Source organism: Halorhodospira sp. 9622 (assembly GCF_022228025.1).
In the GTDB taxonomy this organism is placed as follows: Bacteria; Pseudomonadota; Gammaproteobacteria; order Nitrococcales; family Halorhodospiraceae; genus Halorhodospira; species Halorhodospira halophila_A.
In genome coordinates this window covers 66,973-88,556 of the sequence record NZ_JAJNRE010000010.1, presented here as the reverse complement: position 1 = coordinate 88,556, position 21,584 = coordinate 66,973, and the positions used below count along the sequence as shown (strand labels likewise).

At 67.9% G+C, this 21,584-nt stretch carries 19 protein-coding genes; 7 read left to right on the top strand and 12 right to left on the bottom strand.

Annotated elements, in window-relative coordinates:
* Nucleotides 1–12: 12 nt before the first annotated feature.
* Nucleotides 13–999 (bottom strand): tRNA dihydrouridine(20/20a) synthase DusA, encoded by a 987-nt coding sequence (gene dusA / locus LRG07_RS07650; RefSeq protein WP_201167595.1) that lies wholly within the window; start codon nt 997–999, stop codon nt 13–15.
* A gap of 97 nt (nt 1,000–1,096) precedes the next feature.
* Between dusA and LRG07_RS07645 the strand changes: the two genes are divergently transcribed.
* Genes LRG07_RS07645 through LRG07_RS07635 form a run of 3 tightly spaced genes read left to right on the top strand, consistent with a single transcriptional unit; the run spans nt 1,097 to nt 2,288 of the window.
* Nucleotides 1,097–1,351, top strand: a complete 255-nt coding sequence (locus tag LRG07_RS07645; RefSeq protein ID WP_201167597.1) for a glutaredoxin family protein — start codon at nt 1,097–1,099, stop codon at nt 1,349–1,351.
* 5 nt (nt 1,352–1,356) lie between these two features.
* On the top strand, nt 1,357–1,935 hold the full coding sequence (locus tag LRG07_RS07640) for a murein L,D-transpeptidase family protein (RefSeq protein ID WP_207189875.1): 579 nt from the start codon (nt 1,357–1,359) through the stop codon (nt 1,933–1,935).
* Nucleotides 1,936–1,988: 53 nt separating this feature from the next.
* Complete coding sequence (locus LRG07_RS07635) at nt 1,989–2,288, top strand: Lpp/OprI family alanine-zipper lipoprotein (protein WP_201167612.1); 300 nt, start codon at nt 1,989–1,991, stop codon at nt 2,286–2,288.
* 160 nt (nt 2,289–2,448) lie between these two features.
* Here the strand turns inward: LRG07_RS07635 and LRG07_RS07630 are convergent, their stop codons facing one another.
* The 3 genes from LRG07_RS07630 to lipA form a co-directional block, all read right to left on the bottom strand.
* Nucleotides 2,449–3,423 carry a L,D-transpeptidase family protein gene (locus tag LRG07_RS07630; RefSeq protein WP_238632930.1) on the bottom strand — a complete coding sequence of 325 codons (975 nt, stop codon included), beginning with the start codon at nt 3,421–3,423 and terminating at the stop codon, nt 2,449–2,451.
* Between the two features lie 96 nt (nt 3,424–3,519).
* A complete protein-coding gene (locus tag LRG07_RS07625; protein ID WP_201167624.1) occupies nt 3,520–4,125 on the bottom strand; it encodes a CoA pyrophosphatase in 606 nt (201 codons plus the stop codon).
* A gap of 7 nt (nt 4,126–4,132) precedes the next feature.
* Nucleotides 4,133–5,137, bottom strand: a complete 1,005-nt coding sequence (lipA, locus tag LRG07_RS07620; RefSeq protein ID WP_201167630.1) for a lipoyl synthase — start codon at nt 5,135–5,137, stop codon at nt 4,133–4,135.
* A 176-nt stretch (nt 5,138–5,313) separates the two neighbouring features.
* Here lipA and LRG07_RS07615 point away from each other — a divergent pair, with 176 nt between their 5' ends.
* Nucleotides 5,314–6,444, top strand: coding sequence for a ChaN family lipoprotein (locus tag LRG07_RS07615; RefSeq protein WP_238635250.1), 1,131 nt, complete (start codon nt 5,314–5,316; stop codon nt 6,442–6,444).
* A gap of 77 nt (nt 6,445–6,521) precedes the next feature.
* Here the strand turns inward: LRG07_RS07615 and LRG07_RS07610 are convergent, their stop codons facing one another.
* Both LRG07_RS07610 and LRG07_RS07605 read right to left on the bottom strand, forming a co-directional pair.
* Entirely contained in the window at nt 6,522–6,830 is a 309-nt protein-coding gene (locus LRG07_RS07610; protein ID WP_201167644.1) for a cytochrome c5 family protein, read from the bottom strand.
* A gap of 209 nt (nt 6,831–7,039) precedes the next feature.
* Nucleotides 7,040–7,900: an alpha/beta hydrolase gene (locus tag LRG07_RS07605; RefSeq protein WP_201167647.1), complete on the bottom strand. Its 861-nt coding sequence runs from the start codon at nt 7,898–7,900 to the stop codon at nt 7,040–7,042.
* 102 nt (nt 7,901–8,002) lie between these two features.
* On the opposite strand from LRG07_RS07605, the gene pepN reads away from it, so the two are divergent.
* Together pepN and LRG07_RS07595 are read left to right on the top strand one after the other, a co-directional pair.
* Nucleotides 8,003–10,639: an aminopeptidase N gene (pepN, locus tag LRG07_RS07600; protein WP_238642084.1), complete on the top strand. Its 2,637-nt coding sequence runs from the start codon at nt 8,003–8,005 to the stop codon at nt 10,637–10,639.
* A gap of 51 nt (nt 10,640–10,690) precedes the next feature.
* Nucleotides 10,691–12,811, top strand: a complete 2,121-nt coding sequence (locus LRG07_RS07595; RefSeq protein WP_238642083.1) for a carboxy terminal-processing peptidase — start codon at nt 10,691–10,693, stop codon at nt 12,809–12,811.
* A 39-nt stretch (nt 12,812–12,850) separates the two neighbouring features.
* Here the strand turns inward: LRG07_RS07595 and recJ are convergent, their stop codons facing one another.
* The 5 genes from recJ to alaC are packed head-to-tail and all read right to left on the bottom strand — an operon-like array spanning nt 12,851 to nt 19,282.
* A complete protein-coding gene (gene recJ / locus LRG07_RS07590; protein WP_238642082.1) occupies nt 12,851–14,584 on the bottom strand; it encodes a single-stranded-DNA-specific exonuclease RecJ in 1,734 nt (577 codons plus the stop codon).
* Nucleotides 14,577–15,578, bottom strand: a complete 1,002-nt coding sequence (locus tag LRG07_RS07585; RefSeq protein ID WP_238632870.1) for a hypothetical protein — start codon at nt 15,576–15,578, stop codon at nt 14,577–14,579. The genes recJ and LRG07_RS07585 overlap by 8 nt, the downstream gene beginning before the upstream one ends.
* Nucleotides 15,575–16,714: a threonine synthase gene (thrC, locus tag LRG07_RS07580; protein WP_201167663.1), complete on the bottom strand. Its 1,140-nt coding sequence runs from the start codon at nt 16,712–16,714 to the stop codon at nt 15,575–15,577. Before thrC ends, LRG07_RS07585 begins: the two co-directional genes overlap by 4 nt.
* Nucleotides 16,715–16,718: 4 nt before the next feature.
* Nucleotides 16,719–18,029: a homoserine dehydrogenase gene (locus tag LRG07_RS07575; RefSeq protein ID WP_201167665.1), complete on the bottom strand. Its 1,311-nt coding sequence runs from the start codon at nt 18,027–18,029 to the stop codon at nt 16,719–16,721.
* Nucleotides 18,030–18,079: 50 nt separating this feature from the next.
* A complete protein-coding gene (alaC, locus tag LRG07_RS07570; protein WP_238632872.1) occupies nt 18,080–19,282 on the bottom strand; it encodes an alanine transaminase in 1,203 nt (400 codons plus the stop codon).
* Between the two features lie 101 nt (nt 19,283–19,383).
* Between alaC and LRG07_RS07565 the strand changes: the two genes are divergently transcribed.
* Complete coding sequence (locus LRG07_RS07565) at nt 19,384–19,755, top strand: Mth938-like domain-containing protein (protein WP_201167668.1); 372 nt, start codon at nt 19,384–19,386, stop codon at nt 19,753–19,755.
* Here LRG07_RS07565 and LRG07_RS07560 read toward each other — a convergent pair.
* Complete coding sequence (locus LRG07_RS07560) at nt 19,752–21,572, bottom strand: diguanylate cyclase domain-containing protein (RefSeq protein ID WP_201243111.1); 1,821 nt, start codon at nt 21,570–21,572, stop codon at nt 19,752–19,754. The genes LRG07_RS07565 and LRG07_RS07560 overlap by 4 nt on opposite strands.
* Between the last annotated feature and the right edge of the window lie 12 nt (nt 21,573–21,584).

The following is a 21,584-nucleotide window of genomic DNA, read 5'->3' as shown; positions in this document are numbered from 1 at the left end:
CAGGCGCCGCCGTCATGCAGCCTCCCCATGGGCGACGCACTTCAGCGCGCGCTCGATCACGTCGGGGCCGGCCCCCGGCTGCTGACTGCCCTCGGTCAGGGTCCGACGCCAGGCGCGGGCACCGGGCAATCCATTGAACAGCCCCATGAGCACCTTGACCAGCTGGCTCATGGGCACCCCTTCGCGCCGGCGCGCCTCGACATAAGGCAGATACGCGGTCACCACAGCACGACGCCCGGGCAACTCGCCTCCGAACAGCATGCAATCCCACTGTGCCAGCACGTAGGGATTGGAGAAGGCCTCGCGGCCGATCATCGCCCCATCGACCCACTGCAGCTGCTCCCGCAGCGTCGCCGCATCCGCAATACCGCCGTTGATCGCCACCTCCAGATCCGGCCGCCGCGCCTTGAGCCGATGCACACGGAGGTAATCCAGGGGCGGGATCTCGCGATTCTCCTTGGGGCTGAGCCCCGAAAGCCATGCCTTGCGGGCATGCACAATAAAGCTCCGGCACCCCGCTGCGGCCACGGCCTCCACGAAAGCGTCCAGGAAGGCCTCGCTGTCGTGATCGTCGACCCCGATGCGGGTTTTGACCGTCACCGGCAAGCGGGTGGCCGCCTGCATCGCGGCGACGCAGTCGGCCACCCGGGCCGGCTCGAGCATCAGGCAGGCCCCGAAACGCCCCGACTGCACACGGTCACTGGGGCACCCGACGTTGAGATTGACCTCGTCGTAACCCCACTGCTCGGCGAGGCGCGCCGCGTGGGCCAGCTCCTGCGGGTCGCTACCCCCGAACTGCACCGCCACCGGGTGCTCCGCCGGGTGAAACGGCAGAAAACGTTCCGCCGCCCCGTGCCAGAGCGCCACGGCCGGCACCATCTCCGTGTAGAGACGCACGTTGGGCGCCAGCAGGCGCAGGAAGTAGCGTGCCGGCGGCGTGGTCCACTCCATCATCGGGGCCACGCTCAAACGCCCGTGTATGCACGGCGGCTCGGTCATCAGTCCCTCTCTGCAGTCACTCAGCGATGGTTTGCCGGGGCCGGCCGGCTGGGTATTATACGCCAAGGTACGGTTGCCAGCGGCACACACGCCACCCATGACCCAATCCGTGACGCTCTACGGGACCAGCGGCTGCCACCTCTGCGACGAGGCGCGCGACCTCATCCGCCGTTATGCGGCCTACACCCCGCTGCAGCTGCACGAGGCCGACGTCCTCGACCACTTCCCGGACGACCCGGCGCTCCAGGAGCGCATCCCCTTCCTGGAGGGCGAGCACCCCGGCGGGCGCCTGTTCTGGCCGTTCGATGCCGGGGACCTGCACCAGTGGCTGCAGACCGGAGGCCGACCGTGAGCCGGATGGCGCGGCTGCTCCTTTGCCTGGCAATGCTTGCGCCGGGGCTGCTCGCGGCGCAGCAGGAGCCGCCGAACGACCTGCCGTTCAAGCCGGAGGACGATGAACGATGGGTTCTGGTGGACACCGATACCTACCGGATAACCGTGTTTGAAGGGGACCGCCCCTTCGCGCATTTTGAAAACCTCGCCGTGGGCCGCTACGGCACGGCGGAAACCCGCCGTCGCGGCGACCGGACCACTCCGCTGGGAAAATTCCGCATCAACCGGATCAATGAAGAGAGCCAGTACCATCTTTTTCTCGGGCTGAATTACCCAAGTCTGGAGAATGCGCGCAAGGCCCGGGATGACGGGACCATCGACCAAGAGGAGTATCTTGATTTTCTGGATGACTTTGCCCGCCTGGGTCGTCCGCCCCAGCGGACGGCTCTGGGCGGGCATATCGGCATCCACGGGGTGGGCGATGGTGATGTCCGGTTCCACCGGCATGTCAACTGGACAGATGGCTGCGTGGCGCTGGAAGACGATCAGGTCGAGGCGCTGGCCAGCCTTGTGGGCATTGGCACACGCGTGTATATCCGCTAGCATTCAAACACGAATAGGCGCAAAAAAACCTTCCCAGCACAAGGAGATACTCGATGCCTCAACGTTTCGCATCCGTTGCCAAGCTCGCGGCTGTCGGCGCCGCCTTCGGCCTGGTCGCCGCCTGCGCCACCGTGGATGAGGATCAGATTGGCGCCGCGGTGGACCGTGAGCTTGAGGACCTCTACGCCGAGATGGACGAAACCCGCGCCATCGCTGAAGACGCCCGCGACACCGCCGAGGGCGCTGACGAGCGGGCGGCCGAGGCACACAGCATCGCCGAGGAGGCGCTGCGCAAGGCTGAGGACAACGAGGAGAAGATCGACCGCATGTTCGAGCGGACGATGCAGAAGTAACCAACCGTCGGAACCCCGGGCGTTAACGCGACGCCCGGCATCCCCGGAAGCCCGGCCCCGCGTCGGGCTTTTTTTTCGCTACGGGCATGGCAGCAAGGGTCGTCGACCCCACGGCGGCGCAGCACCCCGCCGATAGCCGCTATGCGGCTTGGGGGGGTGCTCACTCCCCGGACGGACGATGCGGGGTGGCGTTACTCCGGGACACACGGCGGATCCGCCCGTCCTGCTCATCGGCAGCCGCGCGGACCCGCGCGCCGTCCACCCGATGGGCCGTATCGCCGAGGGCGTGGGCGACACTCTCGACGGCCATCTCGACGCGCTCCGCCCGCGACGGATCGTCTTCCTCGAAGAACGGAAACGCCTGGAGGTGGAGCACCCCGTCGGCAGACCAACCTGCCTGGAACGGCTGATTGACGATCTTCACCGGCGTGCCCACTGACAACTGATCGTAGAGGTACTCGATATCCCGCGGATGCAGCCGGATGCACCCGTGGGTGGCCCGCATCCCGATGCCCCAGGGGCGGTTGGTGCCGTGAAGCAGATAGCCACTGATGTCGAGCAGGATGGCGTGCCGACCCAGCGGGTTGTCGGGTCCCGGGGGCACTTCGCGTGGCATCGTTTCGCCTCGCTCCTCGGCCTGCTTGCGGATCGACTCCGGCGGGTACCAGGCCGGGTCCTCGATCTTCCCGGTGACCTCGGTACGCCCGAGCGGGGTTGACCAGTCCATGCGTCCGATACTGACCGGGAAGATCTCCACCACTTGCTCGTCTTCCGGGTAGTGGTAGAGGCGCATCTCGGCCAGGTTGATGACCACGCCTTCACGCGGCGCATCGGGGAGGATGTAGCGTGACGGGATGCGAACCTCCGCGCCCTCCCCCGGCAGCCAGGTATCGACGCCCGGGTTGGCCATGCGGATCTGCTCGTAGCCGACCGCATGGCGCTTGGCGACATCCAGCAGGGTATCCTCGGCATTCGCCCGGGCGGTCTGCTCCTCACCAACGACGTCGACGCCGTCCTGCAGCTCGAAGCGGTGAAGGGTCCGATCCCAGTCGTGCTCCTCGAAGGCGTCCTCGTCGACCACCTCGCCCTCGCCCGCCTGCTCGGGCGGAGGGGCTTCGTCAGCCACGACCGGCATCGCCAGCAACAGCAACCAGATCCCCGACCCGAGCAACCCTGCACCTCGCGCAGCGTCCATCCGACACCGCACCCTGCCCGCCATACGTCCCGCCATTTAGCCTATGCCCTGTAATGCTTCTCGGAGTTGCCAGAGCATACCTGCTGTCGCCCCCCAGATCAGCTGCTCCTGATGAATCAGCGCCGGGAAGCGCTCGATCCGTCCGAAGGGGCCGGGCACCCGGACCTCGCCGTCGACACGCCCCTCGAGCAGCCGTTCCAGGGGCAGCTCGAAGACCGACTCGACCTCGCCCGGATCCGGCCGCCAGATGACCGGGCTGCGAATGACGGCAACCACCGGCTGGATCACGAACCCGGTACCCGTATGGTAGCGGCCGAGCCGCCCGAGGACTCGCACCGCGTCGGGCTCAAGCCCAACCTCCTCGTGCGCCTCGCGCAGGGCGGTCGCCTCGGCGCTGGCATCGGCCGGATCGACGCGCCCCCCCGGGAAGCTCACCTGCCCCGGGTGATCACGCAGGCCGCCGGCGCGCCGCGTCAGCAGGATTCGCGGCTGATGCTGCGGCTCAAGCAGGGCGATCAGCACCGATGCCGGCACTGGGTGCCCCGGGGATCGGCGCCACCCGCGCTCAGGCCAGGCCTGCCCGGTCAGACGGGCCCGCAGGGCCTCCGGGCAACACGCCGGTCCGGACAGGGCGACGGGCATGGCACCGTCAACCAGCGTCCGGGCCGGGGGCTGGCAAGCCGACGTTGTTGCCCTCGAGCACGCGGTCCGCCCGGTAGCTCGAACGCACCAGCGGACCCGCGACGACCTCACGGAACCCCAGCCTCAGCCCCTCCTGGCGAAGGGCCTCGAACTCGTCCGGGCTCACGAACCGCTCCACCGGAAGGTGGTTGCGGGTCGGCTGCAGATACTGCCCCAGGGTGACGATGTCCACCTCCGCCCGGCGCAAATCCTCGAAGGCCTCATGGAGCTCGGCATCCGTCTCGCCGAGCCCCACCATCAGGCTCGACTTGGTCACCACGTCGGGGCGCAACCGCTTGGCCGCCCGCAGCACGTCCAGGCTCTGCTCATAGTCGGCACGCGGGTCGCGCACCTGCGGTGAGAGGCGCCGGACCACCTCGACGTTGTGAGCGAAGACTTCCAACCCGGACTCGACCACCGTCCGCACGGCCTCTTCATCGCCACGGAAATCCGGCGTGAGGGCCTCGACCGCGGTTTCCGGATTCTCCGCCTTGATCGCCCGAACGCACTGGGCGTAATGCTCCGCTCCGCCATCGCGCAGGTCATCACGGTCGACGGAGGTCAGAACGACGTAGCGCAATCCCATCAGGCGCACCGACTCGGCGCAGTGCTGCGGCTCCCGGTCATCCAGACGCCCTTTGGGGTTGCCGGTATCCACGGAGCAGAACCGACACGTGCGCGTGCACACCGATCCGAGAACCATAAAGGTGGCCGTGCCGTGGCTCCAGCACTCGCCCAGATTGGGACAATGGGACTCCTCGCAGACCGTGCTCAGGTGGTGGTCGTGGACGATACCGCGCACCCGACGATAGCCCTCGCCGCCGGGAGCACGCGCCTTGAGCCACTGCGGCTTGCGTGCGCGCGGCGCCTGCTGCCCATCGCCGCGGCGCTTCACGCCGTCCTTGATAGTGCGCACCCCGTCGCGTTCAAAGACACTACCGCTGCTCACCGGAATCCCCTTGAAATCGGTCATACCCTACCCCTGGCCGCCATCGAAACCGCACCGGATGTACCATCCGGTAGGATCCCATTGTACGCGCAGCAGCGCTGCCCTGCCGAACCACCCAGCCGGGGACGAAGCCCGGCAGCGGTCGCCAACCCAGGCCAGGAGCCCTAAGATGGGGCCGAGGCCACAGGAAGGATCGCCCCATGTCCACGCCCCTGCTGCGCAGCACCACCCTGCTCGCCGGCCTTTTGTTTGCCGGCAGCGCCATCACCAGCCCCTGTGCCGAACCGGGGCAATGGTACGATCCGGGTCACCAACGCACCCTCGGCACCCATGAGGTGCTCGATGCCCTCGAGGGCGTCGATTTCATCCTGCTCGGCGAGCGCCACGACGATGCCGCCCACCACCGCTGGCAGCTCCATACCCTGGCCGCTTTGCACGGGCGAGGGGAGCTTGGGGCCATTGGCTTCGAGATGTTCCCACGCAGCAAACAGAAACCGCTAGAAGACTGGCGCACGGGCAACCTGACGCGCGAGGCGTTCCTCGAGGAGACCGAATGGCAGCGCGTCTGGGGCTACGACGCCGAACTCTACATGCCACTGTTCGAATTCGTCCGCGCGCACCGCGTGCCGGCCGAAGCCCTCAACGTTGAGCGAGACACCGTGCGCGCCGTGCGGGAACGCGGTTTCGACGATCTGGATGAGGACGAGCGTGAATCCGTCGGCCAGCCGGCAGCGGCCAGCGAGGCGTACCGGGACCGCCTGCAGGGTATCTTCCGTCATCACCCCGGCGCCGGCGAGAACGATGCCGACCTGGATCGGTTCATCGAGGCGCAGACGTTCTGGGACCGGGCGATGGCCGAGTCGATGGTCTCCGCCCTAGAGGCCTACGGCGGCCCGGTCGTCGGCATCGTCGGCAGGGGTCACGCCGAGTACGGTGACGGCATCGCCCACCAGCTCCGGGATCTCGGCCACGACTCGATCCGCATCCTGCTGCCGCTCGACGCCGCCGCCGCGTGCCCGGACGCCGATCGGGCGGACTTCGTCTTCGCGCTCGAGCCCGAGCGCGCCACCCCCGATCCGCCGCGTCTGGGCATCGCCATGGAGGAGGACGATTCGAAGGTGACCATCCTCGAAGTCTTCCCCGATACACCCGCCGATCAGGCCGGGCTGGCCGCCGGCGACCGCATCGTGAAGGCAGCGGAGACCGAGATCCGGCATCCTCGCGACCTGCAGCACATCGTGTCCCGTCAGGCGCCGGGCACCTGGCTGCCGCTGGTCATCGAGCGGAATGGGGAGACCTTGGAGAAGGTGGCGCGGTTCCCCGCCGAGTAGCCGTGAGCGTTGGGCTGGGCTTCGCGCGGGGTTCCGCTTTGGCGGCCGGGCCCTGGCGACCCGGCCGCCCCGCAGGATCAAAGGGTCGAGAGCATGTACTCGATGGCCTTGACCAGATCCTCGCGGTCGGCACGCCCGTCGTAGGCCGGCATGGCGCCCTTGCCCGCGAGCGTGCTCTCGACCAGCTCGTCCACCGAGGAGGGCCGGTCGGCCCAGTCTTCGGGCGCGTTGAGCTCCGGTGCGCCGGCCACCCCGCGGTCATGGCACGAGGAACAGGTCGGTGCCGTGCCGTTGATGTAGATGGATTCGCCGTCGGCAAGGGCCGCCCCCATGCCGCCGAAGATCAGCGCGGTCGCGGTACCCGCCGCCAGAACAATGCGTTTCATGATCGGCTACTCCTCGGTCTTTTAGTCTCTATGCTTGATGCGCCCGGTAGCAGGGCCGCTCAATAGCCCGTCGAGCATCCCCTGGACGGGTGCCGGTGCGCCAGCCGACGTTCTCAGTGGCGCCCCTCGGGTTGGACTATCTCGATCAGTCTAGCCTAACGAGGCGCAAAGCGGTACCACGAATTCCCTGCTTTGTTGCCGGAAAACCTTCAGGACCGACCCGCCCCCGTCCGGACCAGATCGGCCAGCGCCCGTTCCAGGCAGTCCGCGCCGCGGCGCCAACTGGGCTCAAGCATGGTGGCGTGGCCGGCGCCGGGGATCCAGCGTGGCTCCACGCCATAGAGCCACGCCGTCGTGCGCACCATCCACTGCGGGATGATGACATCCTCCTCGGCCCCGATCACCGCCACCGGCACGGACACGCCGCCCCATCGCGGCCAGCGCGGGAAACCCATCTCAAACAGGGCCAGCTGCGACTCCGGCTGCATGCGGCTGGTGTAATCGAGCAGCACCTCCGGATCCATCTCTTCCGCAAACAGGGCCCGATGGGCCTCATCCACATCGACCCAGGCCGGTCCGAACCCCTGAAGAATGCCCATCTGCCAGAGCAGCCGCGGCTCGGTCAGCATCATCTGCATGCCGGAGGGGGCGAGCCCGGTCGGGGGCACCGAGGCCAACAGCACAGCGCCGGCGGCCGGTACGCCCTGGCGCAGGGCGATATCCACCACCAAACCGCCCATGGAGTGACCGATGAGCACCGGCGGATGTGGCAGCGACTCGACGGCTTCGGCCACGTCCTCGACGTAGTGGCTCAGGGAGGCCGAGTTGAGCGTCTCCCGGCCTGCGCTCGCCCCGTGGCCGCGGAGGCTCAGCGCGTGAGCCTCGTAGCCCAGGCCGGCGAAGTGCGGCAGGTAGTGGACCTCCCAGCACCAGGCACCGGCGAAGGCGCCGTGGATGAACAGCAGCGGCGGGAACACGGCATCCGATGCCCCGTCGCTGCCCGCGTACCGGATCAGCTCCAGCCCCGTCTCCGGGCCGCCGCCCCCGATCCCCCCGAAACTTGCGTACATTCAGCCTCCCGCGTTGGGTCACCCGTGTGCCCGGAGTGCCCTGATCAGGTAAGCTGCTTATTCCACACCGATCACCTCGCTATATTCAACACGAGCGTCCCCATGAGTGCACCCCGACCGCAGACCATCCGCCTGCGCGACTATCGTCCGCCCGCCTTTCTGGTCGACCGGATCCACCTCCGCGTGGACCTCCATGCTGGCATGGCCCGCGTGGAGGCGGCGCTGGAGCTGCGCCGCAACCCTGCGGCCACCGACGATGAGGCGCCGCTGCGCCTGGACGCAGAGTTCCTGGAGCTGGAAGCGCTGACCGTCGACGGGGTCGAACTGGAGCCCAGCGCGCACCAGGATGAGCAGGGGGCGGTGATCCTCTATGATGCCCCCGAGCGCTGCCGCGTGGAGACCGTCAGCCGGTTCGATCCCGCGGCGAACACCGCCCTCTCCGGCCTTTACCGCTCCGGCAGCATGTTCTGCACTCAGTGTGAGGCGGAGGGGTTCCGGCGCATCACGCCCTACCCGGATCGCCCCGACGTCCTGGCGCCGTTCACCACCACCGTGGTCGCCGACCGCGCCACCTGCCCGGTGCTGCTGTCCAACGGCGACTGCATCGAACGGGGAGAACTTGACGACGGGCGCCACTACGCCATCTGGCACGACCCCTTCCCCAAGCCGTCCTACCTGTTCGCGTTGGTTGCCGGCGACTTGGCCTGTCAGGAAGCGTCCTTCGTAACCGCCTCGGGCCGCGAGGTAGCCCTCCATTTCTATGTGGAGCCAGAGAACACGGGGCGTACCGATCACGCTCTAGCTGCGCTGCAGCGAGCCATGCGCTGGGACGAGGAACACTACGGCCTAGAGTACGACCTGGATACCTACATGGTCGTCGCCGTGGGGGACTTCAACATGGGCGCGATGGAGAACAAGGGGTTGAACATCTTCAACACCCAGTTCGTCCTGGCCAGCCCCGACACCGCCACCGACAGCGACTACGAGAACATCGAGGCGGTCATCGGCCACGAGTACTTCCACAACTGGACGGGCAACCGCGTCACCTGTCGCGACTGGTTCCAGCTCTCGCTCAAGGAGGGGCTGACCGTCTTCCGCGAGCACCAGTTTGCCGAGACCACCGGCTCCGAGGCGGTCCAGCGCATTGGTCAGGTGCGCCTGCTTCGTACCGCCCAGTTCCCGGAGGACGCCGGGCCCATGAGCCACCCGGTCCGCCCGGATGCCTACGTGGAGATCAACAACTTTTACACGGCCACCGTCTACGCCAAGGGTGCCGAGGTCATCCGCATGTACCACACGCTGCTCGGCGACGACGCCTTCCGGCGCGGCGTGCGGCGCTACCTGGAACGCCACGACGGTGAGGCCGCCACCATCGAGGATTTCCTCGCCGCCATGGAGGAAACCGCCGGGGTCGATCTCCAGCAGTTCGCCCTGTGGTATACCCAGGCCGGCACCCCTGAGATCGAGATCGAGGACGACTACGACCCGGAGCGGAACGAGTACACCCTGATCTGCCGTCAATCCCTGCCCGGCAACTCGACCCAGCCGCACCGGGATCCCATGCACATCCCGCTGGCCGTGGGGCTAATCGGCCAGGACGGTTCGCCGCTAGCGGTCCGCGAGGCCCGGGACTCCACCGCACACAGTCGCACCCGCGTACTCGAACTGCGCGAGTCCGAACAGCGCTTCGTTTTCGAGGACTGCCCAGAGCGCCCCGTGCCCTCGCTGCTGCGCGGCTTCTCAGCGCCGGTCAAGCTGCACTACCCGTACAGCGACGACGACCTCGGCTTCCTGCTCGCCCATGACACCGACCCATTCGCGCGCTGGGAAGCGGGGCAACAGCTGGCCATGCGCGTTCTCCTCGACGAGGCGCGGGGCACTCCGCGGCCCGACGGGGTGGAGCGGCTCGAGCAGGCATTCCGCACCTCCCTCGAGGCGCCCGAAGCCGACCCCGCGCTGGTTGCCGAGGCACTCACCCTGCCCGCCGAGAACTACCTCGCCGAGCAGGTGGAGGTGGTCGACCCGCAGGCCATCCACGACGCCCGCCAGCGCGTCCGTGCCCGCCTGGGCGAGGCGCTGGAGGGGCACTGGCTGATCCTGCACAGCCAGGCGACAGGCCCCTGGCGCTACAACCCGGACGAAGCCGCCCGGCGCCGACTGCGCAACCTGGCCTTGAGCTATCTCCACGCCGGCTCGGAGCGCCACCTGAGCCGGGCGCTGGAACAGCTCGAGCGCAGCGACAACCTCACGGACCGGCTGGCTGCCCTGGCTGTACTGGCGGACAGCTCGCGCCCGGAGGCCGAGCAGGCGGTGGACGCTTTCTACGAGCGCTGGTCCGGGGAACCGTTGGTGGTCGACAAGTGGTTCCGGACGCAGGCCCTGGCCGATCGACCGGAGACCGTCCACCGGGTGCGCCAGCTCACCGAGCACCCGGACTTCACCCTGGAAAACCCCAATCGAGCCCGGGCCCTACTCGGTGCGTTCGCCCAGGGCAACCCGGCCCACTTTCACAGCTCGGACGGCAGCGGATACCGGCTGCTCAGCGATCACGTGCTGCGCCTGGACCGGAGCAATCCGCAGCTCGCCGCCCGGCTGCTGGCACCGCTGACACAGTGGCGCCGCTACGACCCCGGCCGGCGTCGCTCGATGCGCCAGCAACTCGAACGGATCCTTGAGCGCGATACGCTGTCGAAAGACGTATACGAGGTCGCTTCCAAAAGCCTGGGGGCGATGAGCTAAAGTGAGGTAACAAGCCTCGCGGCAACCGAATACTTGGATTGGAGGCGTATTTTGGCCCGAAGTCACCTGTTGTTGACCCCTGTGCTGGCACTCGGCCTGGCCCTGTTCTCCACGGCTCCGCTGCCGGGATCACCGGGTATACCGACGGCAGCTGCCGGCGAGAACGGCGTGGTGCCCGGCCAGACCGAGTTCGAAAAGGCACGCGTGGTTGCCGATCTGCTCCAGCGCTACCACTACGGCGGTCCCGAGTCCGACGAGAAGCTCATGGAGCAGGCCACCGAGACCTACCTGAAGCAGCTCGACCACGGCCGCTTCTTCCTCCTCGAGGAGGACGTCGAGGCGTTCCGCGAGCGCATGGGCGAACTCGGCCCCGGTCAGGGGGACGCGATCCTCGAGGCGGCCTACGATTTGCACGCCCGCTACCGTGAGCGCGTCGCGGAGCAGACCCAATTCGCCCTCGGGCTTCTCGAGGAGGGGTTCGACTTCGACGGCGACGGCCGCTTCGAGCAGGACCGCAGCGAGGCCGACTGGGCGGCCGATCGCGACGCCCTCGACGACCTCTGGCGCCAGCGGGTCACGCATGATGCCCTGACCCTGGAGCTGGCCGAGCGCAGAACCGAGGAGATCCGCGAGAACCTCGAGCGGCGCTACAACACCCTTCGTGACCGTGCCGTGGATGCCGACAACGAAGACATCATGGACCAGTTCCTGAGCGCCTGGGCAGGCGCCTACGACCCCCACAGCACATTCCTCTCGCCCCAGCGCTCGGAGGAATTCGACATGCAGATGTCGCTGCAGCTCGAGGGGATCGGCGCCAAGCTGACCATGGACCAGGACTTCACCGAGATCGTCGAACTCATCCCCGGCGGTCCGGCCGAGCAGTCCGGTGAGCTGCGCGAGGGCGAGCGCATCATCGGCGTCGCTGACGGCGACGACGGCGAGATGAAGGACGTGGTCGGCTGGCGGCTCGATGAGATCGTGGACATGATCCGCGGCCCCAAGGAGTCAGTGGTCCGGCTCAACGTCCTGCCGCCAGCCGGGGCCAGTGAGAGTTCACCGCGCGAGGTGCGGCTGGTCCGCAACAAGGTCGATCTGGAAGACCAGGCCGCCCGCAAGGAGGTCATCGAGAAGACCGACGCTCAGGGCGAGGAGCAGCGGGTCGGCGTGATCACCATCCCGAAGTTCTACCGGGACTTCGAGGCCGCGCACTCCGGGCAGGACGATTTCCGCAGCACCACGCGTGACGTCCAGCGCCTGCTTGGGGAGTTGCTCGAGGAGGGGATCGACGGCCTGCTGATCGACCTGCGCGGAAACTCCGGGGGGGCCCTGCGCGAGGCCACCGCCCTCACCGCCATGTTCACCGGCGGCGGACCGGCAGTGCAGGTTCGCGACGCCCGCGGCCACCCCGAGCAGGTTGGCGAATCCAGGGGCGAGCCGGCCTACGATGGGCCCCTGGGGGTGCTGGTCGATCGACGCAGCGCATCGGCTTCCGAGATCTTCGCCGCGGCCATTAAAGACTACGGACGGGGCATCGTCCTCGGCGACCAGACCTTCGGCAAGGGCACGGTGCAGCAGATGATCGGCCTGGACAATTACGCCATCCCCGGCGAGGAGCGTTCCGGGCAGCTCAAGCTGACTCTGGCCCAGTTTTACCGGGTCACCGGCGAGAGCACGCAGCTCGAGGGCGTCAAACCGGATATCCACCTGCCCTCGGAGTTCAGCCACGAGGAGTTCGGCGAGCGCGCCACCCGGAACCCGCTGCCGGCAACGGAGATCACCGGGCTCGATGTCACGGTGCATTTCGAACTCGAGACAATCATCGACGAACTGGCCCGTCGCCACCAGACACGGATGGATCAGACCGAGACCTTCCGCGCCCTGGAGCGGGAGCTTGAGGCCAAGCGCGAGATACGGGAGGACACCTCGGTCGCCCTGAACAAGGCCACCCGGCAGGAGGAGCAGAAGGTACGCGAGGAGCGGTTGCTGGAGCTTCACAATGAGCGCCGCAAGGCCCACGGCAAGGAGCCGGTGGAGCGTTACGCGGATGTTGACGCGGATGAGCTGCCGGACGCCCTGCTCAATGCCAGCGCAGCGATCATCGCCGATTTTGCGCAGCTCCTGCGCGAAGCGGGCGACGAGGTCCTCACCGCGGAGGCCCGGGAAGAAGACTGAGACCGGAGCCGGGAGGCGGCCGGACGGCCCGCCTCCCGGTCAACCTGAGGTGGTTAGGTACTCGATGCGCAGCTGCAGGGTGACACTGCCACGAAACCGGTTGACCTCCGGGCGGTAGATCGCGCGAACCGGACCCTCCAGTTGGTTCCAACCCCGTTCGACCCCACCGAAGGCGATGGCCGGGACAGTGGGCCCATTGCCATGGTCAGCATCCAGCTCCAGCCGCAGGTGGCCACCGCGCAGTTCCCGGCTCTGACGGATCCGGAAAACGCCGTCAAAGCACGGCTCGGGGAACCCCTGGCCCCAGGGACCGCCGTAGCGCAGGGCCCAGGCCGTCTCCAGGTTGAGCTCCTCCGGTTGCAACTCGCCGTCGGTCTCCACACGCAGCTCGGGCAACTCACCACCCAGCGCCTCATCCAGCGCACCGGCGAACTCGCGGCGGAACGCATCCAGCTGCCCGGATTCGATGGTGAGTCCAGCGGCCATCGCGTGCCCGCCGAAACACTCGATCAGCTTTGGCGAACGCCCGTGGATGCGCGCCAATAGGTCGCGGATATGCAGCCCGGGCACCGAGCGCGCTGAGCCGCGCAGCATCCCCTGGTCTGCCGGAGCGAAAGCCACCGCCGGGCGGTGATAGCGCTCTTTCAACCTCGAAGCGAGGATCCCGGTCACCCCCTGGTGCCAGCCCTCCGCCGCCACGCACACGCCGAGGCCTACATCCTCGGCGCGGGCCTCGAGCCCGGCCAGTGCCTCCTCAGTCATCTGCGACTCCACCGCGCGGCGCTGACGATTCAGGTCATCCAGCGCGACCGCCCGCTCCCGGGCTCGATGCGGATCTTCCTCGAGCAGGCACTCGACCCCGGCGGTCATGTCGTCCATGCGCCCGGCTGCATTCAGGCGCGGCCCGACGGCGAAAGCCAGATCGGCCGCCGTCGCCTCGGCAGGCTCGCGGCCGGCCTGCTCCAGCAGCGCGACGATGCCGGGACGGGCAACACCGGCGCGGATCCGGCGCAGTCCCTGCTCGACGAGGATGCGGTTGTTGTGATCTAACGGAACCAGGTCTGCCACGGTCCCCACGGCGACCAGATCCAGCAGCCCCAGCAGCGAGACCGGTTCCTCGCGGAGCCACCCGTCCGCCGCAAGGCCACGCTGCAGCGCCAGAGCCAGGTAGAAAGCCACGCCCACCCCGGCCAGGGCCGTACTCGGGAAGTGGTCGTCATCGCGTAGCGGATCCACAACCGCCTCGGCGGCCGGCAACGCTGCGCCGGGCGCGTGGTGATCAGTCACCACCACGCCCATGCCCGCCTGGTGTGCCGCAGCGACCCCCTCCAGACTGCTGACGCCGTTATCCACCGTCACCAGCCAGGCCGGCTCCGTGGGGCGCAGCCGTTCGACGACGGCCGCGCTCAAGCCGTAGCCCAGCGAGAACCGATCCGGAACGAAAGACTGGACGGCCGTCGGATCACCGCCAGCCGCCGCAGCGAGACGTCGGAGCGCAAGGACCATGAGCGCGGTCGCTGTCGCCCCGTCGGCATCGTAATCGCCGACGACCACGATGCGCTGGCCCCGGCTCAGGGCCGGAACCAGCGCAGCCACCGCACGGTCCAGATCGGCCATGCCGGTCGGCGGTTGCAGCCGCCGCAGGCTCAGATCCAGCTCCGCGGCATCGCGTAGGCCGCGGCGCTGATAGACCCGCCGCAGGACCGGGTGCAGGTCCTGCGCAACGCCGTCCGGAAGTGCACCCGCCGGACGCCGCCGGATGCGCTCAGGCATCCTCGCCGCCCTCCCGGACCCAGGCGCCGAGGGGCCGGGGCCGGCGCCAGAACCGACGCAGCTCCCGCCGTCCCAAAGTGACACCGTGGTCATCGGCCCCAAAACACAGTTCCAGCGCATCCCAGCGCGACCCCTGCGCAGCGGCCTCGCGCAGCGCCACCAGCGCCGGCGCGGCGATCGCGCGCTCAACCGCCGCCACGGCGTCGATCCACGCCGCCCCATCATCCACGGCCAGCGCCTGCTCCGCCCAAGGGACCGCGACCAGCGTATCCGGCCCCGGGAGGATGGGCGTCGATCCAGCCAGATCCGCCACCTCGGCCCCAGCCAGCACCCCGAGCCCCAGCCAGGCCGGATCGTCGCTGAACAGGCGCTGCCAGGGAAACGACGCCGGGGGCGTAGGGCACCGCCCGCTACCCCACGCCCACAGGGCGTTGATGGGCGGCTCGCCGCGCTCTTCCCGATCGCGGTTGACCGGGTGGTCACACAAGGCCATCTCGACTTCGTTGAAGAGCGTCGCCCACCTCAGGGCGTCGCCTCCCCGCGGCAGGTAGGCGTCGATGAAACGGCCGCAGACTTGTTCCGGTGCGGGACGTTCCGGCAGCGGCGCCTGGCTCTGCAAGTACCAACGCCCGGCGGATGTCCGGTGCAGCTGCACGCGCCGTCCGGCCAGCAGATCGGCCAGATCGGTCTCCAGCCGCGCGGCCTCGAACTCGTTGATCGCGACCTGCACCAGGCGCACACCCGCTGCCTCCGGGCGCAGGTGCAATGGCTGCGCACGGCTCCAGTAAGCCTCACAGCCCGGATCCCCGCCGTCGGCCAGCCATCCCAGGGCACCGGCCGCCTCGGGCACCGGCGACGGCGTCAAGGGGCCGTGCCGGCCCCGGGCCAGCCAGGTCTCCAGCGCCGGCTGGCGTGCCAGCACCCCGGGAGGCAGCCGCCCGGGAAGCGGCCCGAGCAGCCCCGGAATCCGCAGGCGTAAACGGTGGGCGTTCAAAGCCGCTTCAGAATGGCCTCGCGGACGGCCTCATAGTCGGCATCCACGGTCTGCACCGCATCCCCGGCCTGGGCGCTGGCCACATCCGGGTCCTTGAGGCCATGCCCGGTCAGGGTACAGACCACCGTGCTGCCCTCGGGGATGCGGCCGCTGCGGATATCGCGCATGGCCCCCGCCACCGAGGTCGCCGAGGCCGGCTCGCAGAACACACCCTCATGATCGGCGAGCATCCGCTGCGCCCGGAGGATCTCCTCGTCACTGAGTTCATCGAACCACCCACCGGACTCCTCGCGAACGGCCTGGGCGTAATCCCACGACTGCGGATCGCCGATGCGGATGGCCGTCGCCACGGTTTCGGGCTCAGCCACTGGCCCGCCCCGCAGGAAAGGTGCGCTGCCGCTCGCCTGGTAGCCGACCATGCGCGGGCGCCGATCCACCAGTGCGGACGCGTAACGACAATGCCCCTCGCAGAAGGCGCAGGCAGCGGTCAGCTGCTCGTCACCCTTGCGTCCGGCGCACTCGCTGTAGCCGATCCAGTGGGCCGTGATGTTGCCGGCGTTGCCCACGGGCAGGCAGTGGTAGTCCGGGGCGCGTTCAAGCTCCTCGATCACTTCGAAGGCCGCCGTCTTCTGACCCTGCAGCCGATACGGGTTGATGGAGTTGACGATGGTCAGCGGCGCGTGCTCGGCCAGCTCCTTGACCAGGCGCATGCCGGCGTCGAAATTGCCGCGGATCTGCAGCACCTGCGCACCGTGCATGATCGCCTGGGCCAGCTTACCCATGGCGATCTTGCCATCGGGAATAAGCACGAAACAGCTGATCCCGGCGCGGGCCGCATAGGCCGCGGCCGAGGCCGAGGTGTTGCCGGTCGAGGCGCAAATGATCGCCTTGGCCCCCTGCTCGACCGCCTTCGTGACCGCCATGGTCATGCCGCGGTCCTTGAACGAGCCGGTGGGGTTCAGGCCCTCGAACTTGACGTAGAGGTCCACGTCGCGGCCGAGCTCCGCCGGGATCCGCGTCAGCTGGATCAGCGGCGTATTGCCCTCGCCCAGCCCGAGAATCCGGGCATCATCGCTGATCGGCAGCCGATCCAGATACTTGGCGATCAGTCCAGTGTAGCGGGGTCGAAAGGGCATGCTCTCACTCCAGGCTCTCGACACGGATGCGCACGACGCGTCCATCGACCTGCTCCAGGTGCTCCAGGCGTTCGATGGCCGCGTCCATGTGACGCTCATGGATACGGTGGGTCAGCAGGATGATCGGGACGTGATCGGCCCCGGCCTGCGGCTGTTTCTGGATGATGGCCTCGATGGAGATCCCGAAATCCCCGAGCACGCGGGTGACGTCGGCCAGCACGCCGGGCTCGTCCCGCGCCGAGAGCCGTAGGTAGTAGGCCGTCTCGACGTCGCGCATGGGCAGCACCGGCTCCCGCGAGAGGGACTCGGTATGGAACGCCAGATAAGGCACCCGGTTCTCGGGCTCCAGGTTGAACTCGCGCACCACGTCGATCATATCGGCCACCACCGCCGAGGCGGTCGGCTCGGCGCCGGCACCGGCGCCGTAGTAGAGCGTCGGCCCGACGGCGTCGCCCTTGACCATGACGGCGTTCATGACGCCGTCGACGTTGGCCAGCATGTGCCGTCGCGGCAGAAGCGTCGGGTGCACGCGCAGCGCGTAGCCGTTCTCCTCATGGAAGGCCAGGCCCAGGTGCTTAATCCGGAAACCCAGCTCCTCGGCGAAGGCCACGTCCTCGCGCGTGATATGATCGATGCCCTCGACATAGACCTTGTCGTACTGCAGCGGGATGCCGAAGGCGATGGAGGCCAGGATGGTCAGCTTGTGGGCGGCGTCGGTGCCGTCGACATCGAAGCTCGGGTCCGCCTCGGCGTAGCCCAGGCGCTGCGCCTCGGCGAGGACGTCTCCGAAATCCCGGCCCTCGTAGAACATCTCGGTGAGGATGTAGTTCGAGGTCCCGTTGATGATCCCCGCGAGCCACTCGATGCGGTTACCGGTCAGCGCCTCGCGCACGGCCTTGATGATCGGGATGCCGCCGGCCACCGCTGCCTCGAAGGCCACCGTAACACCGTTCTCCCGCGCCCGGGCGAAGATCTCGTTGCCGTGGGAGGCGATCAGCGCCTTATTGGCGGTAATAACGTGCTTGCCGTTGTCCAACGCACGCAGCACCAGCTCCCGGGCCGGCTCGTAGCCGCCGATCAGCTCGGCGATGATCTCCACTTCCGGGTCGTCGACCACCTCGAACGGATCGGTGGTCAGGCGGATCCCCTCCAGGCGGCAGCTGCGCGGGCGCTCCGGATGGCGCGCCGAGGCGTGGGTAACGCGGATCTCGCGCCCGGCGCGCCGGCTGATCACATCGGCATTGCGCTCGAGGATATTGACCACCCCCGAACCCACGGTACCGAGGCCGAGCATCCCCACATTAACCGGTTTCAATCCTCACCTCCGAATCTGAGCGGTTCCAGCCCGCCGCGCAGGGCGCGGGCTCAGCAAGCATCATCACGCCGCAGCATCTGTTTGATGCCGCGAATCGCCTGACGCGTGCGGTGTTCGTTCTCGATCAACGAGAAACGGACATACTCATCGCCGTAACTGCCGAAGCCGATCCCTGGGGAGACCGCCACCTTGGCATCGGCCAGCAGCTTCTTCGAGAACTCCAGCGAGCCCATCTCCCGATACGCCTCGGGGATACGGGCCCAGACAAACATGGTCGCCTTCGGCCTTTCCACGGGCCATCCGGCCGCCTCCAGCCCATCACAGAGGACATCGCGCCGGGCCCGGTACATCTCGCGGATCTCCTCGACGCAGTCTTGCGGCCCCTCCAGCGCCAGGATGCCGGCGACCTGGATGGGCGTGAACATACCGTAATCCAGGTACGACTTCATCCGTGCCAGGGCGGCGATCAAGTCCGGATTCCCGCAGACGAACCCGATCCGCCAGCCGGGCATATTGTAAGTCTTGGACAGGGAGTAACACTCCACCGCCACGTCCTTGGCACCCGGCACCTGCAGGATCGACGGGGCCTTGTAGCCGTCGAAGACGATCTCGGCGTAGGCCAGATCCTGCACGACCCAGATGCCCTCCTTGCGGGCGATCTCGACCACTTTCTCGAAGAAGTCCAGCTCGACACACTGCGCCGTCGGGTTCGACGGGAAGTTGAGGATGAGCATCTTGGGCTTGGGGTAGGTATCCCGGATCGCCTTCTCGAGCTCCACGAAGAAGTCCCCGCCCGGGATCATGGGCACGTGGCGGATATCCGCTCCGGCGATCACGACGCCGTAGGGGTGGATCGGGTAGGCGGGGTTGGGCACCAGCACGGCGTCCCCCGGCCCCAGAGTGGCCAGGGCCAGGTGGGCCAGGCCTTCTTTGGAGCCGATGGTGACAATGGCCTCGCTCTCCGGGTCGAGGTGCACATCGAAGTTCTGGGCGTACCAGTTAGCCACCGCCCGACGCAGTCGCGGGATCCCCCGCGACATCGAATACCGGTGCGTGTCGGGTCGCTGGGCAGCCTCGCAGAGCTTGTCCACGATATGCTGGGGCGTCGGCTGGTCGGGATTGCCCATCCCGAAATCCACGATATCCTCGCCCCGCTGGCGTGCGGCCGCCTTGAGTTCGTTGACGATGTTGAAGACGTACGGAGGCAGCCGCTTGATCCGAGGGAAGTCGGCTTTCGGCAGATCGGAGTCCACGGGCGAACCTCAAGGAATGCAGTGTAGGGACCGGGGGCAATGAAGCCTGTGAACGTACTCACCCGGGGCAGGACTGTCAAACGAGATCGAGGCTTGAGCCCATGAAACTCGCCCAAGATCACGGCAATGCCGGTTACCGGATCCGCGCCTTCGAACCGGGCTGGATCCGCATCAATCAGACCGAGTACCAGACCAGCGTCCTGGTGACACCGACCTTGCTGAGCACGGATATCCGCGCCGAGCGCCTGGAGGAACTCACCCTCGCCGACCTGCAGCCGGCCATCGACCTGGAACCGGAGCTGATCCTGCTCGGCACCGGAAGTGAGCAGTCCTTCCCCGATCGCGAGCTGATGCGGGCGCTGATCGGCTCCGGGATCGGTTTTGAAGCCATGGATACCCGCGCCGCCTGCAGGACATTCAACCTCCTCCTCGGCGAGGACCGCTCGGTCGCCGCGGTGCTCCTGCTGCGCTAGTCCGCTGTATACGGTCCGGCCAGGGGCGCCCCGAAGGCGTAGGTACTGCACGAGCGATCGGCCTTAGCGGCGTACATGGCGTCATCGGCGACGCGCTGGAGCTCGTCCGCCGAGCTTCCGTGCTCGGGATACAGGGCAATGCCAATGCTCAGCGAGACCGGGAAAGCCAAGCCGTTGACGGTCACCGGCTCGTCGAGGCTGGCGACGATGTTGTCGGCCACCCGCTCGGCGGCGCGCCGGCTGTCCACGCCCTCGAGCAGGATGACGAACTCGTCGCCACCGTGGCGGGCCACCGTGTCCACCTCCCGCACAGCACCGGTCAGGCGCGTGGCCAACTCTTGGAGGACCCGGTCTCCGACCTCGTGGCCGTGCTCGTCATTGATCGGCTTAAAGTGGTTCAGATCGATGAACAGCAGCGCCACCGACTCGCGGTTGCGCCGCGCCCACTCCAGCGCCTTCTCCAGGCGATCGAGCAGCAGCGCCCGGTTGGCCAGACCGGTGAGGTGGTCGTGCAGGGCCATATGTCGCATCTGCTCTTGGCTCCGCTCGGCCTCAGCCAACGCCTGCATCCTCTCGGTGACGTTGTAGGCGAGCCACAGCACCGAGGGGCGCGCCTCCAGCCCCGGCGGCAGCGGGTAGATCCGCGCCTCGAACCACTGGCGCCCGCGCGGTCCGTGCTCGCCGCCGCCCTCGACCTCATCCATATCGAGTTCGTAGTCCAGCGTCACCAGCCGCCGCTCGGCCAGTGCCTGCTGGATGCTCTCAAGAAAGCTCTCGGCCAGCTCGAAGCGCAGCACCTGATGCAGCCGCCGCCCGACCAGGTTGCGCAAATCCCGGTAAAGGCGCCGCTCCTGCCCGCCGAAAACCTCCCGGAACTGCCCACGATCATCAATCACGAACCCCAGATCGGGGATGGTGGCCATGATGGCCTCAAGCCGATTCTTGAGAAAGCGCAGCCACAGGGCCTGGCGAGCCACCACACCGCCTAGCAGGGCCAGCATCACGCCTCCGCCGGCCCAGCCCCACCACCACCAGGCCGGCAACGAGGCCTTCGCCTGCCATCCGCCCTCGGGAATGGCCGCCAGCTGCCAGCTGGATGCCCCGAACGTGATATCCATGCGCACCGGATTCCGCTCGAAGACAAACGGTTCGCCGAAAAAGACGCCGCCCTTCCGGCCGAGCCCGTCCCGCCCGCGCAGGGCAATCTGCAAACCGGATTGCTCGATCTCCCGCAACCCGGCAGCACGGTAGAAGCTGTCGAGATCCAGCGGGACACTGGCCACGCCCCAGTAGCGCCCATCATCCTCATGGACTGGAACGCGCACGATCAGCGCCTCGCCCCCCTGGACCAGCTCCGTCGGACCAGCAACCACCGGAGCGCTGGTGGCCATGACGCGCTGGAGACTGGGACTCTGGGCCGGATGCTCGCTGATATCCAGGCCCAGGGCCCGGACGTTGCTGGCCAGCGGGTAGACGTAGCGGATCACATTGTCCGGGGCCAGCGTGATATTGCGGATGTGAAACTCGGGGCGCATCATCCGCTGCGCGATCGCGGCGAATCGCCGCCCGTCGATCTCGGGATCCGCCCCTACTAGGACGCCCAGCCCCGTGACCAGCGACACGGAGGCGTTCAGCTCCCCCTCAATCCGTCCCCGCAGCGCCGAAGCTTCCTCGGTCACCTGCGAGCGCGCCTGCTCCAGGCGATACTCCTCCAGCCAGTGCGCGAGCACGCCGGCAAGGATCAAAACGGCGACGAAGACCCCGAGGGCGAGCAGGAGCGGGACGACCCGGCTAAGCCCCTGCACTGCCGGCGGCATACGCCGCTCCCT

What these genes read in the sequence shown, in the direction of transcription:
- LRG07_RS07610 (WP_201167644.1), bottom strand. Translation starts at nt 6,830, where the DNA reads ATGAAACGCATTGTTCTGGCGGCGGGTACCGCGACCGCGCTGATCTTC.
- LRG07_RS07635 (WP_201167612.1), top strand. Translation starts at nt 1,989, where the DNA reads ATGCCTCAACGTTTCGCATCCGTTGCCAAGCTCGCGGCTGTCGGCGCC.
- lipA (WP_201167630.1), bottom strand. Translation starts at nt 5,137, where the DNA reads ATGACCGATTTCAAGGGGATTCCGGTGAGCAGCGGTAGTGTCTTTGAA.
- LRG07_RS07645 (WP_201167597.1), top strand. Translation starts at nt 1,097, where the DNA reads ATGACCCAATCCGTGACGCTCTACGGGACCAGCGGCTGCCACCTCTGC.
- LRG07_RS07565 (WP_201167668.1), top strand. Translation starts at nt 19,384, where the DNA reads ATGAAACTCGCCCAAGATCACGGCAATGCCGGTTACCGGATCCGCGCC.
- LRG07_RS07625 (WP_201167624.1), bottom strand. Translation starts at nt 4,125, where the DNA reads ATGCCCGTCGCCCTGTCCGGACCGGCGTGTTGCCCGGAGGCCCTGCGG.
- dusA (WP_201167595.1), bottom strand. Translation starts at nt 999, where the DNA reads ATGACCGAGCCGCCGTGCATACACGGGCGTTTGAGCGTGGCCCCGATG.
- LRG07_RS07605 (WP_201167647.1), bottom strand. Translation starts at nt 7,900, where the DNA reads ATGTACGCAAGTTTCGGGGGGATCGGGGGCGGCGGCCCGGAGACGGGG.
- LRG07_RS07615 (WP_238635250.1), top strand. Translation starts at nt 5,314, where the DNA reads ATGTCCACGCCCCTGCTGCGCAGCACCACCCTGCTCGCCGGCCTTTTG.
- LRG07_RS07630 (WP_238632930.1), bottom strand. Translation starts at nt 3,423, where the DNA reads ATGCCGGTCGTGGCTGACGAAGCCCCTCCGCCCGAGCAGGCGGGCGAG.
- pepN (WP_238642084.1), top strand. Translation starts at nt 8,003, where the DNA reads ATGAGTGCACCCCGACCGCAGACCATCCGCCTGCGCGACTATCGTCCG.
- LRG07_RS07560 (WP_201243111.1), bottom strand. Translation starts at nt 21,572, where the DNA reads ATGCCGCCGGCAGTGCAGGGGCTTAGCCGGGTCGTCCCGCTCCTGCTC.
- recJ (WP_238642082.1), bottom strand. Translation starts at nt 14,584, where the DNA reads ATGCCTGAGCGCATCCGGCGGCGTCCGGCGGGTGCACTTCCGGACGGC.
- thrC (WP_201167663.1), bottom strand. Translation starts at nt 16,714, where the DNA reads ATGCCCTTTCGACCCCGCTACACTGGACTGATCGCCAAGTATCTGGAT.
- LRG07_RS07640 (WP_207189875.1), top strand. Translation starts at nt 1,357, where the DNA reads ATGGCGCGGCTGCTCCTTTGCCTGGCAATGCTTGCGCCGGGGCTGCTC.